This is a genomic window from Leclercia sp. Marseille-Q4284 (assembly GCF_916618945.1).
Taxonomy (GTDB): Bacteria; Pseudomonadota; Gammaproteobacteria; order Enterobacterales; family Enterobacteriaceae; genus Enterobacter; species Enterobacter tamurae.
The window spans coordinates 1,115,416-1,135,290 of the sequence record NZ_CAKAKG010000001.1; the positions used below are offsets into that span (position 1 = coordinate 1,115,416).

Consider the following 19,875-nt stretch of genomic DNA (forward strand, 5'->3'; position numbering starts at 1 on the left):
AGATAATGTCTACCCCACATCAGATTTCCTGGTGTAACGAATTTACAAGTGCTTCTTGCATAAGCAAGTTTCATCCCGGTCACCCCATGACCGGGATTTTTTTCGCCTCAGCGATTCACTTCCGTCACGCTAAAATCATGGATATCGAGCTCGAAGGCCTCAGCCAGCTCGCGCCAGGTGTGGTAATCCCGGTCATTCACTCTTACCCGTGCGGGGTCATCCTCGATGCGTTTTACCTCACTCTCGCTAATTTCATTGATTGCGGCGAGCAGGGCATCAACGTCAACATTCACTTCCCGTTTTGCCGTTTCGCTGTACTCTTTGACGGTCTTCATCACTCACTCCTCATTACAGGCTGTCCACCTGTAAGTATAGACCGTCGATAAAAACGTCATTCACGCGGCAACACGCTGCCAGTTTTCACGTTTTGTTCTACACTGGCTCAAAACCAGAGGAGGATTTTATGCAGGTTAACGATCGGGTGACAGTCAAAACGGATGGCGGGCCGCGCCGCCCGGGTGTGGTACTGGCGGTTGAGCAGTTTAATGAAGGCACGATGTATCTGGTCTCGCTGGAAGATTATCCGCTCGGGATCTGGTTCTTTAACGAGACGGGTCACCCTGACGGCATTTTCGTCGAAAGCCAGGAGTAACGCGTGTGTCGGGTAGCGCGGGCTGGCCCGACCCGAATAGCGCACAGGAAAAATCTCTGGCATAGCCAGAGATCGGGGAGCAATAAAAAAGGGGAGGGCGATTAACGCAGGTTAACGTAAATTCCGTTGGTCACATTATCTGTCAGACGCACAACATGATAGATCACTTGCTTATTGTGCGTTTTTATCTTCCTTTTAATATTTCCTTTATGTGACGAAACCGTCTTGGCCTTGATATTCATCTGATCGGATATTTGAATCGTTCCCTGTCCGGCCATCCACATTCGCAGCATACTTGATTCAGTCCGGCTTAATGATAAAGTCGGAAAATTAAATTCTGCTACATTCTTTATCTCTTTGCTTAAATAATCCCCCACCAGGTCATCCAGTGACTCCGGCTTAATGGATTTAGAGCTAATCAGAAGATTCTGACGTACCCGCAAATATTCGTCGAAATGAAGATTGGCAATTGCCATAAATACAATAAACAGAGTGCCGGGATGCTGATTAATGATCTGCTTTATTTGCTGACTGTTGCCGGGATCGTGAATGAAACAGTCCTCATTAATAAACACCACACCGGGCGTCAAGGCCTCACATGCGGCGGCAAGTTCGTCAACGTTATGAACGTCGTTGATGTCTTTTTTCTTTACCCCTCTACTGGCCAAATACCCGGTTAACCCTAGCCGGGTGTAACTGCATAAATCCATAATGATCGTTGACATGGTATACCCTCACTCAATGCATAACGATAATTTACCATCGGCCTGAGAGCTCTATAACCGCCATACGGGATGGAATAACATAATTACCTGTGAGCATTACAAGGACTTTCAGGCGAACTCACTATCCCGTAAAGTTACGTATAATTTGCCAGGAAACTTCTTAAAGTAAAGTAAATGTTGAATAATGTGAGGAGGATAAAAACATTCAGGCCGCACCAGATATACGCTGGTAGATGTTCCTTATCTTTGACTTTAGGATTATCCTCAAAGAAACAATATAAAACCCAGGGGTTATTATTTCGCTGAAAGTTCACTCACGATATTGCTCAGCAGATTAAATACGTCACTGAATAAGCGTTCGCAGAAAGGGGCAATAAGGGGCATTAACAGAGAAATAAGCACCATGCCGACGGTCAGGGTGATCGGGAAACCAATGACAAACACCGAGAGCTGCGGTGCCATACGGTTCAGTAAACCCAGCGACAGGTTGAGGATCAGCAGCAGGGTAATCAGTGGCAGCGCCAGCATCAGGCCGTTAAGGAAGATCAGCCCGGCGGCACGGGTCAGGGCCATAAAGGCGTTACTGTTCACCGCTTCACCGCCAATCGGCAGCGTGTGGAAGGTATCCACCAGCATTGAAATCAGCCACAGATGACCATCAAAGGCCAGAAACAGCAGCATCGCCAGCAGGTCGATAATACGGGCGATAATCGGCATGTTGAGTCGGCTGCCCGGGTCGAAGAAGGTGGCGAACGACAGACCCATCTGTAAACCAATCAGCTCCCCGGCCATACGCACCGCGGCAAAGGCAAACTGCATTGTAAAACCGATCGCCACACCAATCAGGATCTGCTGTAACCCAACCCACAGTGCCGGACCCGAAAATATCGGCACGTTCACCGGCGGCAGCGTCGGGGCAACGATAATAGTGATAAGAATACCGAGGCCGATTTTAACCCGTTTGGGGATTGACCGCTCACTGAGGATCGGCGCGGTGGAGATCAGGGCCAGAATGCGCAGCAGGGGCCAGAAGTAGAGGCCGAGCCACTCAAGCCATTGATCGCTGGTGAAGTGGATCATGCCCGGGCTTAACCGATGATGTACGGCAGGTTGGTAAACAGATTACGCATGTAATCCAGCAGCAGGTTCAGCATCCACGGCCCGGCAATAATCATCGCCACGAACACGGCGATAATTTTCGGGATAAATGACAGGGTCATTTCGTTAATCTGGGTGGCGGCCTGCAGGATACTGATAATCAGACCGGTGACCAGGGCCACCAGCAGCAGGGGAGCGGCAACGGAGATGGCGACTTTCATCGCTTCCGTGCCCATCATCATGACCGATTCTGGCGTCATTGCGCGCTCCTTAACTGTAGAAACTTTGCGCCAGCGAGCCGACCAGCAGCTGCCAGCCATCCACCAGCACAAACAGCATCAGCTTGAAGGGCAGGGCAATGGTTGCCGGCGGCACCATCATCATCCCCAACGCCATCAGCACGCTGGCGATCACCAGGTCGATAATCAAAAACGGAATGAAGATCGTAAACCCAATCTGGAAGGCGGTTTTCAGCTCGCTGGTGACGTAGGCGGGCAGCAGAATGCGCATCGGCACCGCTTCCGGCCCCTGGATCGGCCCGGCGTTGGCCAGACGGGCAAACAGCGCCAGGTCGGCTTCACGGGTCTGACGCAGCATAAATTCGCGCAGCGGCTGAGCCCCTTTCTCCATCGCCTCCTGCATCGAGATCTTGTCTTCGCTGAACGGCTGATAAGCATCGACGTAAATCTTGTCGATCACCGGCGACATAATGAAGAAGGTCAAAAACAGGGACAGACCGAGCAGAACCTGGTTCGGCGGCGCCGAAGGGGTACCCAGCGCATTTCGCAGCAGACCGAAGACGATGATGATGCGGGTGAAGCTGGTCATCATCAGCAGGATTGCCGGGATAAAGGTCAGCGAGGTGATAAACACCAGCGTCTGAACCGACAGGGTCCAGCTCTGGCCACCCCCGGCCATCGGCGTGGAGATTATGCCTGGCAACTGAGCGTACACGGCGGGAGCAAACAGGCCAAGGCCTGCAAGCGCAAGGGATAAAACACGGCGCATCACGATCTCCCGGAACGCTTAAGCAAACTCTTCATCATGGCCTGGAAATCGGCCGGAACTTCTTTGCCTGTCTCTTCAGAGACCGGCGCAGGCGGTAAGGTATGCAGGATGTTAATTTGCGAGGCGGTGACACCCAGCACCAGCCGGGCATCTTCCACCTCGATAATCACCACGCGCTCGCGTGGCCCCAGCGAGGTGCTGGCCGCAAGCTTGAGCCCGCGCGCGCCGGCGGTTTTACCCGCCAGGCCAACGCGTTTAGCCAGCCAGGCGACAATCAAAATAAAGGCAATAATACCCAGCAGCGCACCGCTGACCTGCAGCAGCGGCGAACCGGTCACTGCAGAGGGTTGAGAGACGATGGCCTGGGTTTTCATCATTAACGGCTCAGACGACGCATACGTTCAGACGGGGTGATAATGTCGGTGATACGCACGCCGTACTTATCGGCGACAACCACCACTTCACCCTGGGCAATCAGGTAGCCGTTGATCAGAATATCCAGCGGCTCACCGGCCAGACCGTCCAGCGCCACTACGGAACCCTGGGTCAGGCGCAGCAGCTCTTTGATGGTCATCCGGGTACGGCCCAGCTCCACGGTCAGCTTGACCGGGATATCCATAATCAGATCGATATCCTGCAGCGTACCGCTGACGTCACCGCCGCCCAGCTGCTGGAACACCGCATCGGCCACGCTTTTGCTGGCCGGTGCTTGTTGTTCGTTTAATGCCTCAGCCCACAGATCGTCCAGTGCTCCGTTGTTGTCATCGGACGGATTGTTCATATCACTCATTTGGGCTGTTCCTCATTCAGAGAATTCAAAATCGGGTTAATCAGGTGCTCAACGCGTAACGCGTATTGATTGTTCACGGTGCCATACTGGCTGGTCAGCACGGGTACGCCATCCACATGGGCGATGATGCGATCGGGTTTGTCGATCGGCAGCACATCACCGGGTTTTAATTTTAAGATCTGCGACAACCGCAGCGGTACGTCAGCAAAGTTCGCCACCAGCTCCAGCTGGGAGTGCTGAACCTGGCGCACCAGGTTTTCGCGCCAGTTCTGGTCTTCGTGACGGGAGTTTTCCAGCGGCGGGTTCACCAGCACTTCGCGCAGCGGTTCAATCATGCTGAACGGCAGGCAGATGTTGAACTCACCGGTCAGGTTGCCGATCTCCACGTGGAACGGGGTGTTCACCACGATGTCGTTTGGCGAGGTGGTGATGTTGGTGAACTTCACCTGCATCTCGGAACGGACATACTCCACTTCCAGCGGGTGGATCGCTTTCCACGCGTCGCTGTAGCCTTCAAGAGCCAGCTTCAGCATGCGGTTGATGACGCGCTGTTCGGTATGGGTGAACTCGCGGCCTTCCACTTTAGTCGGGAAACGTCCGTCGCCGCCGAACAGGTTATCCACGGCGATAAACACCAGGCTTGGCGAGAAGACGAACAGGCCCGTGCCGCGCAGCGGTTTCAGATGGATCAGGTTGAGGTTCGTCGGCACCGGCAGGTTGCGGGCGAACTCATGATACGGCTGAATGCGGATCGCGCCGACGGTGATATCCGGGCTACGACGCAGCAGGTTAAACAGCCCCATACGGAACTGACGGGCAAAACGTTCGTTGATGATCTCCAGCGCCTGCAGACGCTCGCGCACCACGCGACGCTGGGTATTAGGATCGTAGGGACGAATGTCACTTTCGCCCGGTTTGCCCGGTTTTGGATCGTCGGTTTTATCGCTGTCGCCGTTGAGCAGCGCATCGATTTCCGCCTGAGAAAGAATACTGTCGCCCATGTCGTTACCGCAGAATGAAAGCTGTATACAGAACGTCAGTGACTTCCTGCTTAGGTTGACCGCTTACCAGAGGCGCAGCCAGCGTTTGCTTAATGTCCGCCACCAGTTTTTGTTTACCTTCATCGGTAGACAACTGCGTGGGATCCTGACGCGAGAACAGCAGCAGCAGACGGCTGCGCACTTCCGGCAGGTATTCGCTCAGACGGGTGCGGGTGGCATCGTCTTTCAGACGCAGCGTAATGCCCACGTAAAACACGTGCTCGGCATCGCCCAGGTTAACGGTAAAGGTATCCAGCGCGAAAAAGACCGGGGCCGCGGGTGGCGGTGGCTCTGCTTTGGCTGCGGCTGACGGTGCTTTATTCATGCGCCAGTAGCTGTAACCTGCGGTCGCGCAGGCAGCGAGCGTAATTAACACCAGAAGCGGGATCCAGATGGAACGCTTACTTTTCTTGGTGATGGCGGAGTCAGTCATCTGATTCGTGCTTCCTGTTTCGGGACTGCTAATGAGGTGATTATCCCGTGTCCGCTCGCCGTCAAAGGGCCGAAAAGACGGAGATAATCACGCTACCTCTGACGTTTAGGTTTAGGCGAAGATATCGACAGCGTTGTTTCCACGTGCCGCGGACTGCAGGGAGGCAGGTACTGCCAGCAGCTCATCGCTCTCTTCATCGAATGTGCTTGCATTGCCGGAACGGGAAGTCTGCTGCTGATGCTGGGAAGAAGCCTGCTGCTGGCCGTTAAAGTTTTCACTGCTAATGCTGCTTTGCGTCAGTTCAATACCGTTTTCCGCCAGCTGGGTACGCAGCACCGGCAGGGCCGCTTCCAGCGCCGCACGGACGTGGCTATGGCCTGAGACCATCTGCAGCTGCGCCTGGTTATCATCCAGCTTAAGCGTAATCTGCACCTGACCCAGATCTTCCGGGTGCAGACGCAGCTCGGCGCTCTGCTGGCCCTGACGAGTGAAGAGGGTGATGTGCTGGCTGATGGTCTGCTGCCATTCGTTGCTGCCCAACTGGGCGCTGACCACCGGCGCGGCGGCAAAGGTCGGCTGCACTGAGGCCGGGGTGCTGACAATCGGCCCCATGGTGATGGTCGGCCCGGTCGGGGACGGGGTGCTCTCTGCCACCTGCTTAGTCGTCGCGGCGGCAACGGCTGGCGTCAGTTGGGTGTTGGAGGCGAGCGCCGCCTCTTTATCCTGGGCTACGGCTTTGGCGGTGCGCAGGGCGTCAGTATCCAGCGCAGGCTGACGGCCACGATCGCTGCTCAGAGAGGCCTTAACCTCCAGGCCCCCGGTGCTCACCGGCTGAGGTGGTGCGGCAGCAGTGGCGGTCTGCTGGTGGGGCAGCATCGCCATCAGGGCGCTTAATCCCGCCAGCTCTTCATCGCTGAGTTCGGTTTTGCTGTCGGCTTCTTTCGCCGCCTGGGTCAGGCTTTTCAGCACCTCGCCTTTGACTGCGGGCAGCAGGCCGGAGGTCAGGCCCGGCTGGGTGGCACTCTCGTCGGCGACGATGAGATCCTGATGCGCCAGCAGATCGGCCAGTTTCCCGGCGTCGGTGTCGGCATCAATATCGCTGGCGTCGGCTTTCAGATCCACGACGGCCCGCTTACCGCCAGCGGTCTGCAGATCGTTCAGCGTGAGACCGACCTCGTTGCCCTGGCCTTTGGCATCGGTTAACGCGCCCGCCAGCAGGGAAAGAAAGTCCTGCGCGCCGTCGGCCGCTTTTCCGCCCCGAACGCCCGCCGCAAGGTCGGTGTCGCTCGAAAGCAGTTGTTGAAGGGTGATCATTCCGGTCTCCTCATTGTTGCTCGCTGGGCAAATTCATCCATTTTTTTCTGATCGAGACGGCTTTCCGCCAGGGTTGCTGCGGCAACCTGCCGATCCTGCAAGGTTTGCCAGGCCTGTAAACGCTGTTTCTTCTCTCGCCAGAAGTTCAGGGCCCGGTCAACCTTCTCGGTCCACTGAAGCACCTGCTGGCGATGCTGATCTATGGCTTTCTCCAGGGTCTGGATGAACTGTTGATAGTTGATCCAGCGCTGGCTGCCGATGCCCTGGGCCATATCCGTGTTGAGGTTGGTGCGATACTCATGCTGGTAGTCAATCAACATCTTCAGCTGCTCTTCCGCCTGCTGATACCCGCGGCGCATTGCGCCAAGCTGCTGCGCGGCAGTATCAACGTCTTTTTCGGCCAGATCTTTCAGCGTGGATAATGCGCCGTGTTGTGCCATGACATTCGCCCTCTACTCGGTTACACCTGCGGGAAAATCATTTCCAGAGCCTGGATCGAGCTTTCCCAGTCGGCTTTCTCAAAAATACCCTGCTGCAGATAAGCCTCCAGATGCGGCCACAGGGCGATCGCCTTGTCGAGCATCGGGTCGCTGCCTTTGGCATAGGCCCCGACGCTGACCAGATCGCGGTTGCGCTGGAAACTGGAGAGTAGCTGCTTGAAGTTACGCACCCGGGCGTAATGCTTCTCGGTAATCAGGGACGTCATCGCACGGCTGATCGAGGCTTCGATATCAATGGCCGGATAGTGGCCCGCTTCGGCCAGACGGCGCGACAGGACAATATGACCGTCGAGGATCGCACGTGCCGAGTCGGCAATCGGGTCCTGCTGGTCATCGCCTTCGGTCAGCACCGTATAAAACGCGGTGATCGACCCGCCGCCGCTGATGCCGTTACCGGCGCGTTCCACCAGCGCCGGTAATTTGGCGAAGACCGAAGGCGGATAGCCTTTGGTTGCCGGAGGCTCACCGATCGCCAGAGCAATTTCACGCTGGGCCATCGCGTAACGGGTCAGGGAGTCCATAATCAGCAGCACGTGCTGGCCGCGATCGCGGAAATCCTCAGCGATGCGCGTGGCATAGGCCGCACCCTGCATACGCAGCAGGGGAGAGACGTCCGCCGGGGCGGCAATCACTACCGACCGGGCGCGCCCTTCGGCGCCCAAAATGTTCTCGATAAAATCTTTAACTTCACGGCCACGCTCGCCAATCAGCCCCACCACGATGACGTCGGCCTGGGTGTAGCGGGCCATCATCCCGAGCAGCACCGATTTGCCGACGCCGGAGCCGGCAAACAGCCCCATACGCTGGCCGCGACCGACTGTCAGCAGGGCGTTGATCGGGCGTACGCCGGTATCCAGCACGTGCTCGATCGGCGTACGTTGTAACGGGTTAAACGGTTGAGTGATCAGCGCCCCGGTTTCGGTGGTGTCGGGGGAGGGCAGGCCATCCAGCGGTTTACCGGCACCGTCCAGCACGCGTCCGAGCAGCGCCGGGCCGAGCGGCAACTGCTTGCCGCTGTGCAGTCCGTCGCCGGATAAATTTTTGGCATACACGCGCGCGCCGGGCAGGACGCCTTCGACCTCTTCCAGCGGCATCAGGAACAGACGCTGGCCGTTAAAGCCAACCACTTCGCTCTCGACTTCGCGGATCTCGTTCCCGTCCTGGCGTTCGATAATGCAGGTGGCCCCCAGCGGCAGCTGCAGGCCGGTCGCCTCCAGCACCAGGCCGGTGGCGCGGGTTAAGCGACCATAACGGCGAACCGCGGGCAGTTGCGCCATTTTGGTTTCAAAATTGTCGAGGGTGTTGAGCCAGCGGGTCAGGCGTGCGGTCATCAGATGACTCCCGGTGCCGCCAGGCGGCACAGTTCCTGCCAGCGGGTGGCCACGCTGGCATCCAGATCGCCTTCATCGGCAGAGACTTTGCAGCCGCCGTGATGGAGGGTCGGATCGCCACGCAGACGCCAGCCGTGCAGGCTCAGGGTCGCGCCGAGCATCTCTTCCACCCGCTGCAGATCGTCCGGGTGGACGCGCAGCTGCGGTTTGCCGCTGAACAGCGGCTCCTGCTGCAGCAGACCCTGGATCTGTTTGATCAGCGAGGAGTTATCCACCGGCGGGGTGTGGCCGATCACCTGACGGGCGGCTTCCAGCGCCATCTGCATCAGGCGCGAGGCGATAACGCTGTCCAGCGCGTCCAGAGTGTTCTGGAACTCGCTGACCAGCTGCTGCATCCGGGCATGGATTGGCGCCTGCTGGGCACGCGCCTGCTCAAGGCCTTGCGCCAGCCCCTGGGCCAGCCCTTCCTGATAGCCTTGCTCCTGGCCTTTCTGCCGACCTTCGTTCATGCCGGCCGTGTAGCCCTGATCGTGGGCCTGCATCTGGATCTGCGCCAGCTGCTGGGCACGCTGCTCCTCTTCGCTCAGCTCAGGCTCGTCGTTATCCTCACCTGCCTCGGCAGGCGTGATGGACGCAGGCACAAATTCCGCGCGAGGAGGGGAGAGATCGTCGGGGGTCCAGATCTTCCACGGCAGTTCATCAGACATAGGTATCCTCGCCGCTGCCGACTACCATCTCGCCGGTTTCGGCCAGACGACGCACAATAAGGAGGATCGCTTTCTGTTCGTTTTCCACCTGAGACAGACGCACCGGGCCACGGTTGGCAAGGTCGTCGCGCAGGATATCCGCCGCACGCTGGGACATGTTGCGCAGGAACTTCTCGCGCAGCGGCTGTTCGGCACCTTTGAGGGCGATAAGCAGCGATTCGGAGTCCACTTCCTGCAGCAGGCGCTGGATACTGCGGTCGTCCACGTCGACCAGGTTTTCGAACAGGAACATCTCGTCGATGATCTTCTGTGCCAGCTCGCCGTCGAATTCGCGTACCGCGGTAATGACCGCCTCTTCCTGCTGGGTTTTCATCAGGTTGATAATTTCGGCCGCCGTTCTCACGCCGCCCATTTTGCTGCGCTTGAGATTCTGGCCGTCGAGCAGGCCGTTCAGCACTTCGGTCAGCTCAGCCAGCGCCGCCGGCTGGACGCCGCCGAAGGTGGCGATACGCAGCATCACATCGTGACGCAGACGCTCGTCGAACAGCGCCAGAATATCCGCCGCCTGGCCACGCTTGAGGTGGACCAGGATGGTGGCGATGATCTGCGGATGCTCGTCGCGAATAAGGTCTGCGGCGGTCTGCGGCTCCATAAAGTTGAGCGTTTCGATGCCGCTGGCGGTATCGCGGGTCTCGAGAATATCCTCCAGCAGGCTGGCGGCGCGCTCTTCTCCGAGCGCCTTGACCAGCACCGAACGCAGGTATTCGTTGGCGTTGACGTTGAGCGCCGCAAACTGTTCGGCTTCCTGCTCAAACTCCGCCAGCACGTCGGTCAGCTGCTTATTGGAGATCTGGCGCACGTTGGCCATCGCCGCACTGAGAACCTGTACTTCGCGCTGGGAGAGGTGTTTGAACACCTCTGCCGCCCGGTCCTCGCCAATGGTCATCAGCAGGATGACGCTTTTATCCGTTCCGGTAAGGTTACTCATTTTCTGTACTCATCCACTGGCGAATGACCAGCGCCACGACGCGCGGATCGTTGTCTGACATTTCGCGAATACGCTGGCTCATCACCTCAGCGCCCATGCGCTGGTTAGCACGGCGCTGCTGCATTTGTTCGTCTTTGCTGAGGCGCACTTCCACGGCTTCCTGCGTCTCTTCGTGCAGCATGGACTGCTCTTTCAGCGCCTTGGCCTCGTCGGCGCGGCGGACAAGCTGCGGACGTACGGCTTTACGCCACAGCAGCCAGGCAACAATCACCACCAGCAGCCAGCGACCGGCTTCAATCAACTGATCGATAAACGACTGGGTTTTCCAGAACGGCAGTTCACCGCTGGTATCGTCCACGGCGCTGAACGGCGAGTTCACGACGTTGAGGGTATCGCCACGTTTCTCTGAATAACCCATGGCTTCACGGGTCAGGTTTTCGATCTGCTTCATCTGCTCGGCGGTCAGCGGCAGGGGCTTACCGTCCGCCAGGGCTTTGTAGTTGACGACTACGGCCACGGAGAGACGCTGCACTTCACCGGTGTTCATTTTGGTATGGCGAATGGTGCGGTCGACTTCGTAGTTAGTGGTTTCGTTACGGCTGCTGGTGCGCGGACCGGCGTTGGCGGCGGCAGTGGTTTGCTGCTGCTGCGCGCCTTGCTGACCGTTCTGCTGATTCTGCGCCGGGGCGTTAATCGGTGCGGTATTGGCCGGGGCAGGCTGGTTAGAGAGCGCACCCGGCACACCGCCAGGGTTTGGTCCGCCGACCTGCAGGTTTTCATTGACCTGACGCGAGCGCATCACGGCCTGGGCGGCATCGCCGTTCGGACGATACTGCTCTTCGGTCTGCTCTTTATCGGCAAAATCAATCTGCGCGGTGACCTGGGCATGGACGTTGCTGGTCCCGACGATCGGGCCAAGAATGGCTTCGATGCGGCTCTGCAGGCGGGTTTCCACATCGGTGGCATATTTCAGCTGGGCGTCATTCAGATCGCGACCGCTGGTATTGGATTTGGTTAACAGGCGACCCATCTGATCCACCAGGGTCACGTTGCCCGGCGGTAAACCTGCTACAGCGCTGGAGACCAGATGCACCACGGCGCTAATCTGCCCTTCATCCAGCGCACGGCCAGGCTGCAGATTGACGGTGACGGAGGCGGAAGGCGCTTTCTGTTCCCGGACAAACAGGGTCGGTTTTGGCATCGCCAGGTGCACGCGGGCGCTTTTCAGCGGGCCGAGAGTTTCGATGGTGCGGGCCAGTTCGCCTTCCAGCGCGCGCTGGTAGTTAACCTGCTCGCTGAACTGGCTGATACCGAATTTTTCCTGATCCAGCAGTTCAAAGCCCACTGCGCCGCCTTTCGGCAGACCTTGCTGGGCAAGACGTAAGCGGAGCTCATGAACTTTATCGGCAGGGACTTCCAGTGCGCCGCCATTATCCGAGAAGCGGTAAGGGACGTTCATCTGGGTTAACTGGGTGACGATTGCGCCGCCATCCTGATCCGAGAGATTGCTGAACAGCGTGCGGTAGTCAGGTTGTTTGGCCCATAAAACCATCGCGACAACGATAGCGATAGCGGCGGCACCTGCCACGATCAATGGCACTTTAGGGTTCGCGCGCAGGCGGCTCATCCATTCGAGAGATTTAGTTTGAGGAGCGGATGTTGCTGACGCACTCATAGCGTACCTCGTGACTCATCGTGGATTTCATTATTCGTGTGGAGAAACAAAACAGACTCCCGGGTCGGCAAACACAACAAAAATTCCATAATCATGGCTGTGCCATTATTTGATGTTTCAGGATTTTCTATGCGTCAAATAACCTGGTTTTTTAACGCTATTTAACGCCTTTATCTCATTGACAGGCTGCTACTCTTGAGCGCGTAAAAATCCATCAGGGGAAAGTCATGGCAATACAGGGGATTGAAAGCGTCATTAGCCAGTTGCAGGCAACGGCAATGACCGCCCGTCATCAGAACGTGGCTGACGTGCAGTCAACCGTCAGCTTCGCGGGCCAGCTGCATGCGGCGCTGGATCGGATCAGCGACACGCAAACCGCCGCGCGCGTGCAGGGCGAAAAGTTCACCATGGGTGCGCCGGGTATTGGTCTGAACGATGTGATGACCGATTTGCAAAAAGCGTCAGTCTCCATGCAGATGGGCATTCAGGTGCGTAATAAACTGATGCAGGCGTATCAGGACGTTATGTCCATGCAGGTTTAGTCCTTCTGGTGCTGGCGACCCGACCGCTTTAATGCCACACTCTTTTTTTTCGACATAGACGGAACAATGATGAAAAAAATAGCAATGATGGCGGGGCTGCTGGCATTAACCGGCTGTGTGCAGGTGGACCGATACGAGGACGTGATTAAGCATCCCGTCCCGGCTGAACTGGCAGGGTACTGGCAGTCGAAAGGGCCGCAAAGCGCAATGGTCAGCCCGGAAGCGATCGCCACGCTGGTGGTGACGCAAGAAGGGGACACCCTGGACTGCCGTCAGTGGCAGCGCGTGGTGGCGGTACCGGGGAAAATGATGCTGCGTTCGGATGATTTTTATAATGTCACCCGCAAGCTGGATATCTACCCGCTGGATCGCGAAGGCAGCGCCATTGAGTATGACGGGATGATCCTGCAGCGCGTGGATCGCCCGACCACCGAGTGTGCGACTTACCTCAGCAAAAATCCGCTCGGCAGTAAGCTGCCGTAAGTAATTTGCAGGCCGGGCAAGCGTAACGCCGCCCGGCCTCCCACCCTTTACAACACCTCTTCCAGTACCCACACGCTGACGCTGCCGCCGTTGCAGGTAAACACGCCGGTGCCGGTTTCGTCGGTCGTTACACACTCTTCGCGGTTGCCGAGGAAATCTTTCCAGTTTTTATTGCCGTAGTTCTCCCCCAGCGTAATGGTCTTTTCACCCTCATCGCCGTTAGAGAGCACCACCACGCAGCCCGGCTCTTCCTCGGTGCCGCTGCGGCTGAAGGCGATGCAGTTAGGATGATCGAACCACAGGGTCTGAACGCCGTGGGCAAAACGCTGGCGGGCGAGGATCAGCTGGTCGAGCTGCTCGATCACCGGCATCTCGATATGGTACGTCTCGCCGTCACCGCCGGTGTCGTCATAGCTGGCCCCGTACAGATCGGGATAGAAGACGCTCGGCACTCCGTTCTCACGCAGCAAAATCAACGCGTAGGCCAGGGGTTTAAACCAGGCCTCGACCGGAGCCTCCAGGGCCTGTAACGGCTGGGTGTCGTGGTTAGCCACCAGCGTCACCGCGTGAAAGGGATCGGCCTCTACCAGGGTGCCGGTAAAGATCTGGCTCATGTCGTAATCACGTCCCTGCAGCGAAGCCTCGTGAAACTTCATGTGCAGCGGGGCGTCGAACAGCATGGTTTTCCCGTCCACCTGATCGATGTAGTGCTGCAGTTTACCGACATCTGGCGACCAGTATTCCGCCACGATAAACAGCGGTTTCGGCGCAACCTCCTGCACATGCTCGATCCACTCTTTATAGAACCATGCCGGAATATGTTTCACCGCATCCAGACGGAAGCCGTCGCACTGGGTCTGCTCCATTGCCCAGCGCGCCCAGTATTTAATCTCCTCGGTCACCGCCCGGTTACGAAAATCGATGTTCTCGCCCATCAGGTAATCAAAGTTCCCCATCTCGTTATCGACCTGGTCGTTCCAGCCATCGCCGGTATAGTCATTGACGATCTTGAAGATGCCGTCTTCATCGGGGTTTTCGATATGATCGATGCCGCTAAAGCATTTGTAGTCCCAGACGAACTCCGAGTACTGTCCGGCCCGCACCGGGAAGGTGTAGCGGGTCCAGGCTTCACATTCGATAATCTCGTCGTCGATCTGATTGCGATCGTCCGCATTGACCCGCTGAACGCGGATAGCCTCTTTCTCATCGGCGCCCATCTTGTGGTTCACCACCACGTCCATCAGGACCGCAATGTCGTTGCGTTTTAACGCCCCGATAGCCGCCAGCAGCTGGTTTTTATCCCCGTATTTAGTGGGAATAGAGCCTTTTTGATCGAACTCACCGAGGTCGAAGAGATCGTAGCAGTCGTACCCGACGGAGTATCCACCGGACGCCCCTTTATAGGCCGGGGGCAGCCAGACCATGTTGATACCGATATCGTTTAAAAGGTCGGCGCGCTCGGCTACTTCCGGCCAGAGTTGGCCGCCATCAGGGTAATACCAGTGAAAAAACTGTAAAAGGGTGGGGTTTTTCATCTTCCGTGCTCCAGAAGCCGTTTCGGCTGACCTCTGGAGTATGGAACATAAGAATCATAACGGGAGGTCGCGGGTTAAATTTTCCGGATAAAGAATATTGCCTGACAGTTTGCCATACGTAGACGTGACCGATTGCTGCTTACCGGTCTGGGTGATCAGCTGGCGCAACTCACTCATTCTGTCCGTCAGCAACGCTTTCAGTTCAGTTTCATTTTGCAGCACCTTTTCGAGGAGAAAGCGTGCCTGCTCAATTTGCGCTGGCGGACAGGCCGAGATGGCGTTCTGTCCGATACTTTCGACTAACTTAACGTACTCCGTCTCTTTTTCAACCAGCTCATCCCACTGACCGGAATGAGCTAGTTTCAGCATGGCAATACTCAGGGCATGCAGGGCATGCCAGTTGTTAAGAGCAGTGCTAGGGTTGTTCATCAAAAATTATCCTGAAATGGAGGTAGCATTGGGGCCGATTTGTTTCCACGCGTCCGCAATGTTATTCAGTAAAACCTCAACCTCGACGATCGCCTCTGCATCATTACGTAAGTTCGCGTGTAATAAACGGCGAACCATATAGTCATACAGCGCGGCGAGATTTTCCGGCAAGTCACTTTCGACCTCCATGTTCAGGCCAGCCTTTAAGCCATTGTCAATGATGTTGATGGCTTTAGACAGGGCTTCTCCTTTAGCAGGAATATTCCCCTGCTCAAGGAAAAGGCGCGCTCTTACCAGCGCGCTGTGGGCACCGTCAAACAGCATGACAACTAACTGGTGTGGGCTGGCACTCAAAACGGCAGATTCAAGACCTACCTTCTGATAGGCCTGAACACCAGAATTGCTATACATATCGGTTCCTTTATTAATTGTTACTGAACTGCGAGGTCAGGTAGGAAGCAGTTCCGTTGAATTTGGTGACCAGCGAATCTAAATCGCTGAACTGCTTTTTATACCGGGCCATTGTGGCTTCAATGGACAGTTCCATCGCGTCGTAACGTTTGCCAATGGTTTTCAGCGTGGCGTTAATGCCATCTTTCGCATTTTGAATAACGCCTTCTTTACCCACGGAGGTGCTCAGCATGTCCGTCAGTTTGCTATTCATTTGGGTGGCGAAACCGGTGGTTTTACCGTCCCCAACAAAATAGGCTTGTACGCCAGCCGGGTTATCTGTCAGCGCCTGGGTTAACTTCTTGTCATCAATCTTAAGATTGCCGAACGTGCCGTCAGCCCCTTTCAGCGGGTCCTGAGTGATACCCAACTGCGCCATGATCGCATACGAGCCGGTCTGCACATTGGTCAATAAAGCACGCAGATCTGACTGTACTCCTCTGATAGTGCTGTCACCCATCAGCACGCCATTGCTGGAGTTCTGTGCGGTGGCACCCGTGGCAGGCGGTTCATATTTGGTCAGAGACGTAATGGTCGATTGCAGGGCGTTATAGGCGGTAACCCAATCGGTAACGGCTTTCTTGTTATCGTCGGTGGAACGCGTGACTGACAGCGTCTCATCAGCGGTGCTCGGCGCTTTCAGGGTTAAGGTCACCCCAGGCAGCGCGTCGGTCACCGTATTACTCTGACGGATAATTTCAATGCCGTTAACGTTGACGACGGCATTCTGGGATTTAACCTGCTCGTTGAGCGCAGCGCTGCCAATAACCGCGTTCAGCGTGTCATCGCCAGTGACCGTCACGGTCATATCCGAATCGGTGCCGGTGGTTTTTGATGACAGCATCAGACGGTAATCACCGTCATCCGCTTTGACAATACTGGCTGTAACGTTGCCGTTGGCCGCGTTGATGGCTTTGGCAATCCCGTTCAGGGAGGTATCGCCGTCGGCGAGCGTCACGGTCAGTGGTTTGCTGTCGGCGCCGGCCTGGGTGATAGTAATAGTGCGATTTGCACCGGTGGTTTCACCCAGCTGTTTGGTATTGCTGTCAATGGTGCCGGGAGCGGTAGTGAGAACCTGGCCCTTAGCAATTTTATTGACGTTAATCGTGAATTCGCCAACGTTCGCATTTGTAGACGTGGTCGCGGCGAAGGCGGTATTGGTGCTGGTAACAGACGTTGAGTTCCATGTGTCTGTCTTGGCCAGTTTAGCGGCAGCTGTTTGCAGATTGGTCAGGGCGCTTTGCAGTTTGCCGTAGCCGGTGATCTGCGCGTCATACTTGGTTTTCTGTGTAGCGATAGCCGTGAGCTTCGTCTCTTCCGCAGCCTGTAATTTATCGTACAGGTCTGATAAACCCGGCATCCCCACCCCAAGGTTGCTAATAGTCGCCATAATTAATTCCTTTCCAATGGTTGTTTCAGACCTCTATCGGCCAAAACAGCAAAAAGTTTACGCTATAAGGAAAAAAATAAATCGGGCAATAACTCCCCCTTATTAGCGTATTTTGCCGTTGATTCAGGCAATGACAAAGCATATTAAGAAATGAAATCAAAAAAATTACATTAAAAAACAATAATTTAAATTTTTTATTAGATATTTTCTAAAGTCTGTTGCCAGGGCGTCGATAACCTTGTTGACGGTGAGAGACGCCGTGAGTGTTAGGCACCGACCTAGAAACCATTTTTGTTTAAGGAATTAATATTATGGCCGTTATCAATACTAACCTGTTGTCCCTGACCACTCAGAACAACCTGAACAAATCTCAGTCTTCCCTGGGCACTGCTATCGAGCGTCTGTCCTCCGGTCTGCGTATCAACAGCTCTAAAGACGATGCAGCTGGTCAGGCGATTGCTAACCGTATGACCGCTCAGGTTAAAGGGATGACTCAGGCGGCGCGTAACGCCAACGACGGTATCTCCCTGGTTCAGACTGCTGAAGGTAACCTGAACGAAATCAACAGCAACTTACAGCGTATCCGTGAGCTGGCTGTTCAGGCTGCGAACGACACCAACGGTACTACTGACTACGCTTCTGTCAGCACTGAAATCACACAGCGTCTGGGTGAAATCGACCGTATCGCTGGCGCAGCTAACTTCAACGGCAAAAAACTGCTGGATGGTAGCCTGACTGCTTCCCTGAACATCCAGGTGGGTGCAGGTACTGGTGCAACTGACACCATCTCCATCACCACTGGCGCGCTGATCAACGCTAAAGCGACCAGCCTCGACACTGGCCTGACCGGTACCATTACCGACAACAGCTCCGCTAAAGCCTTCATCACTGCAGCTGACAACGCAATCAGCAAAATTGATACTGCTCGTTCAAACATGGGTGCGATTCAGAACCGTTTCGAATCTACCATCAACAACCTGAACAACTCTATCTCTAACCTGTCTGCTGCACAGTCCCGTATCCAGGATGCTGACTACGCGACCGAAGTTTCCAACATGTCTCGCGCGCAGATCCTGCAGCAGGCTGGTACTTCCGTGCTGTCTCAGGCAAACCAGGTTCCACAGGCAATGCTGTCCCTGCTGCGTTAATAGACGCTATAAATTCCAAAAAGGTTGCTGGAAACAGCAGCCTTTTTTTATGGTATTTATCCAGAACCGTCCATTTCGTTATGTGCAAAATAGGAGTGCAATTAGCAGCGTTTTCCTTCCATAGTCCCGTACAAAGCGGTGCTACTCTGCGTAAAACCCCCCTTCAGGTCGTCTGACGACATTTACCGATGAGTTATTACGATGAGTGAATTTGCACGTAGCCGGGCTATGCGTCAGTTTTATCGCAATGTGTTTACCCGGTTGATTGAACTGCCGGAAACAGATGTTATGCCTGCGCATATCGTGGCGGAGATCTTTAGTTTTAAAAGCACTAACCTCGGTCGTCTTGAACCTCAGATTCGGGACGTGAAGACCGGCCTGGCGCCAGAAAAAGACGTAGCCTTGAAGCATCTCTTGTGTGCGATCGTTCTTGCAAACCATGCTCTCGACGAGTCTGAATCAGAAGGGCGCCAACGGCTTTCTGCAGAAGAGAAGACTCAGATCATCGACTATGTTGTCGCGGCATTAAAAGGCGATAATAACGTAAACTATCTTGTTGCCGCGATTCAGATACTTTTCCGCATTAATGAAATTTCGTCTGCACTCTTTTTAATTAACAACAATCTTTCGTTAGTCAGCAAGTCAGGGCCAGTGCTTAAAATTCTGCTGCTCATTTGTTTGATGGAAAATGACTTCAATCAGGCGATGGTCGTTATCCAGGCACTGACGGAAGATGCCTCGCTGATTGGCGAAGATCCGATGGCGTTATTAATGATCACCTGCGGCATCTATATGCTCGGGGGGATACCGGATTCCTGGATCGATTTCAGACCGCTGAAAGAGAGCAAGTCTGAGATTGCGGAAGCGGGCTATGACGTATGGATTGAAAAAACCGCAAACGACAAAACGACGGTGCTGGTTACCTGCGATAAATTTGATTATTTCGAACATGCTGTACCGCTGATGTACTCTGTTTATGAAACCAACCGTGACGGACTTGATGTACACCTGCATCTCTACAATTGCGATGAGCAAGTTAAAGAGAGCATCACCTCTTTGCGGGATCAACTCCCCGAACTCCATATTTCTGTTAGCCACGAAAAGATTGTCAGTAATGACGCACTGTCCACATGGTACGCGTCTCGCCGAATCGTTTTCCTGCGTCACGCGTTGCAGACATTCGGTACGCCGATTATGGCTATCAACGCCAGCGTATTGATGCGCCAACGCTGGGAAGCGACAGATGCGTCACTCATGTTATTACGCAGTGAAACGTCTCCGTTTTGGGAAGTGGTCTCCCCTGAGTTTATCTATGTGAATCCTGGTGAGATGGCTCAACGCTACTTTGATCGGGTTGCCCATTTTATTGAGGTCAATCTCAACAGTGGTAATGCCACTTATGGGCTGGAGCAGGTGGCGCTGTTCGCCAGTCTCGACACCCTGTCGGGGATGGAACAGATGTCAATCTCCTGGGTTGAGAGTGCTTCGATACTCAGCCGCCAGTATCAGACAGATGCTTTCTGTTGGGGTGTAGAGAAAAACAACCGCTCTTGCGCTGAGTATTTGGCCTCACTCATTCAAAAATACCAACGCTAGATACCTAAGGCGTGTAAGCAGAATAACTAAGATCTGGAACA

23 protein-coding genes and 1 pseudogene are annotated in these 19,875 nt (G+C 55.3%); 5 read left to right on the forward strand and 19 right to left on the reverse strand.

What is annotated here, in order from left to right:
• Positions 1-107 precede the first annotated feature (107 nt).
• The gene (gene yodD, locus LG383_RS05085) at positions 108-335 is read right to left on the reverse strand and encodes a YodD family peroxide/acid resistance protein (protein ID WP_106993432.1); all 228 of its coding nucleotides are present in this window, start codon (positions 333-335) and stop codon (positions 108-110) included.
• 128 nt (positions 336-463) lie between these two features.
• Between yodD and dsrB the strand changes: the two genes are divergently transcribed.
• Complete coding sequence (gene dsrB / locus LG383_RS05090) at positions 464-652, forward strand: protein DsrB (RefSeq protein WP_181247239.1); 189 nt, start codon at positions 464-466, stop codon at positions 650-652.
• Between the two features lie 101 nt (positions 653-753).
• On the opposite strand, the gene rcsA is transcribed toward dsrB, so the two are convergent.
• From rcsA to fliF, 14 genes and pseudogenes are all read right to left on the reverse strand, one after another.
• Positions 754-1,377, reverse strand: a complete 624-nt coding sequence (gene rcsA, locus LG383_RS05095; RefSeq protein WP_106993430.1) for a transcriptional regulator RcsA — start codon at positions 1,375-1,377, stop codon at positions 754-756.
• A 287-nt stretch (positions 1,378-1,664) separates the two neighbouring features.
• Positions 1,665-2,457: pseudogene (gene fliR, locus LG383_RS05100) on the reverse strand (flagellar biosynthetic protein FliR); the annotation flags it as partial.
• Positions 2,458-2,465: 8 nt separating this feature from the next.
• Complete coding sequence (gene fliQ / locus LG383_RS05105) at positions 2,466-2,735, reverse strand: flagellar biosynthesis protein FliQ (protein WP_106993428.1); 270 nt, start codon at positions 2,733-2,735, stop codon at positions 2,466-2,468.
• A 10-nt stretch (positions 2,736-2,745) separates the two neighbouring features.
• Positions 2,746-3,483, reverse strand: coding sequence for a flagellar type III secretion system pore protein FliP (gene fliP / locus LG383_RS05110; RefSeq protein ID WP_106993427.1), 738 nt, complete (start codon positions 3,481-3,483; stop codon positions 2,746-2,748).
• Positions 3,483-3,857 (reverse strand): flagellar biosynthetic protein FliO, encoded by a 375-nt coding sequence (gene fliO / locus LG383_RS05115; protein ID WP_106993426.1) that lies wholly within the window; start codon positions 3,855-3,857, stop codon positions 3,483-3,485. The genes fliP and fliO overlap by 1 nt, the downstream gene beginning before the upstream one ends.
• Positions 3,858-3,859: 2 nt before the next feature.
• Positions 3,860-4,273, reverse strand: coding sequence for a flagellar motor switch protein FliN (gene fliN / locus LG383_RS05120; protein ID WP_106993425.1), 414 nt, complete (start codon positions 4,271-4,273; stop codon positions 3,860-3,862).
• A complete protein-coding gene (gene fliM / locus LG383_RS05125) occupies positions 4,270-5,274 on the reverse strand; it encodes a flagellar motor switch protein FliM (protein ID WP_106993424.1) in 1,005 nt (334 codons plus the stop codon). Before fliM ends, fliN begins: the two co-directional genes overlap by 4 nt.
• Positions 5,275-5,278: 4 nt before the next feature.
• Positions 5,279-5,746, reverse strand: coding sequence for a flagellar basal body-associated protein FliL (gene fliL, locus LG383_RS05130; RefSeq protein ID WP_106993423.1), 468 nt, complete (start codon positions 5,744-5,746; stop codon positions 5,279-5,281).
• Between the two features lie 111 nt (positions 5,747-5,857).
• Positions 5,858-7,060 carry a flagellar hook length control protein FliK gene (gene fliK, locus LG383_RS05135; RefSeq protein WP_225758488.1) on the reverse strand — a complete coding sequence of 401 codons (1,203 nt, stop codon included), beginning with the start codon at positions 7,058-7,060 and terminating at the stop codon, positions 5,858-5,860.
• Positions 7,057-7,500, reverse strand: a complete 444-nt coding sequence (gene fliJ / locus LG383_RS05140) for a flagellar export protein FliJ (protein ID WP_166182886.1) — start codon at positions 7,498-7,500, stop codon at positions 7,057-7,059. The genes fliK and fliJ overlap by 4 nt, the downstream gene beginning before the upstream one ends.
• A 20-nt stretch (positions 7,501-7,520) precedes the next feature.
• Positions 7,521-8,891, reverse strand: a complete 1,371-nt coding sequence (fliI, locus tag LG383_RS05145; protein ID WP_106993420.1) for a flagellar protein export ATPase FliI — start codon at positions 8,889-8,891, stop codon at positions 7,521-7,523.
• Positions 8,891-9,598 (reverse strand): flagellar assembly protein FliH, encoded by a 708-nt coding sequence (gene fliH, locus LG383_RS05150; protein WP_225758489.1) that lies wholly within the window; start codon positions 9,596-9,598, stop codon positions 8,891-8,893. Before fliH ends, fliI begins: the two co-directional genes overlap by 1 nt.
• A complete protein-coding gene (gene fliG, locus LG383_RS05155) occupies positions 9,591-10,586 on the reverse strand; it encodes a flagellar motor switch protein FliG (RefSeq protein WP_032612254.1) in 996 nt (331 codons plus the stop codon). The genes fliH and fliG overlap by 8 nt, the downstream gene beginning before the upstream one ends.
• Positions 10,579-12,261: a flagellar basal-body MS-ring/collar protein FliF gene (gene fliF, locus LG383_RS05160; protein WP_225758490.1), complete on the reverse strand. Its 1,683-nt coding sequence runs from the start codon at positions 12,259-12,261 to the stop codon at positions 10,579-10,581. The genes fliG and fliF overlap by 8 nt, the downstream gene beginning before the upstream one ends.
• A 227-nt stretch (positions 12,262-12,488) precedes the next feature.
• Between fliF and fliE the strand changes: the two genes are divergently transcribed.
• Together fliE and yedD are read left to right on the forward strand one after the other, a co-directional pair.
• Positions 12,489-12,803: a flagellar hook-basal body complex protein FliE gene (fliE, locus tag LG383_RS05165; RefSeq protein ID WP_106993417.1), complete on the forward strand. Its 315-nt coding sequence runs from the start codon at positions 12,489-12,491 to the stop codon at positions 12,801-12,803.
• A 69-nt stretch (positions 12,804-12,872) separates the two neighbouring features.
• Positions 12,873-13,286, forward strand: a complete 414-nt coding sequence (gene yedD / locus LG383_RS05170; protein ID WP_225758491.1) for a lipoprotein YedD — start codon at positions 12,873-12,875, stop codon at positions 13,284-13,286.
• Positions 13,287-13,333: 47 nt separating this feature from the next.
• Here the strand turns inward: yedD and amyA are convergent, their stop codons facing one another.
• The 4 genes from amyA to fliD are packed head-to-tail and all read right to left on the reverse strand — an operon-like array spanning position 13,334 to position 17,090.
• A complete protein-coding gene (gene amyA / locus LG383_RS05175) occupies positions 13,334-14,821 on the reverse strand; it encodes an alpha-amylase (RefSeq protein WP_225758492.1) in 1,488 nt (495 codons plus the stop codon).
• Positions 14,822-14,875: 54 nt separating this feature from the next.
• Complete coding sequence (gene fliT, locus LG383_RS05180; protein WP_106993414.1) at positions 14,876-15,250, reverse strand: flagella biosynthesis regulatory protein FliT; 375 nt, start codon at positions 15,248-15,250, stop codon at positions 14,876-14,878.
• A 6-nt stretch (positions 15,251-15,256) separates the two neighbouring features.
• A complete protein-coding gene (gene fliS / locus LG383_RS05185) occupies positions 15,257-15,661 on the reverse strand; it encodes a flagellar export chaperone FliS (RefSeq protein WP_106993413.1) in 405 nt (134 codons plus the stop codon).
• A gap of 13 nt (positions 15,662-15,674) precedes the next feature.
• Positions 15,675-17,090 (reverse strand): flagellar filament capping protein FliD, encoded by a 1,416-nt coding sequence (fliD, locus tag LG383_RS05190; protein ID WP_106993412.1) that lies wholly within the window; start codon positions 17,088-17,090, stop codon positions 15,675-15,677.
• A gap of 311 nt (positions 17,091-17,401) precedes the next feature.
• On the opposite strand from fliD, the gene LG383_RS05195 reads away from it, so the two are divergent.
• Positions 17,402-18,238 (forward strand): flagellin, encoded by an 837-nt coding sequence (locus LG383_RS05195; protein WP_106993411.1) that lies wholly within the window; start codon positions 17,402-17,404, stop codon positions 18,236-18,238.
• A gap of 201 nt (positions 18,239-18,439) precedes the next feature.
• Entirely contained in the window at positions 18,440-19,834 is a 1,395-nt protein-coding gene (locus LG383_RS05200) for a hypothetical protein (RefSeq protein WP_225758493.1), read from the forward strand.
• Positions 19,835-19,875: the final 41 nt, after the last annotated feature.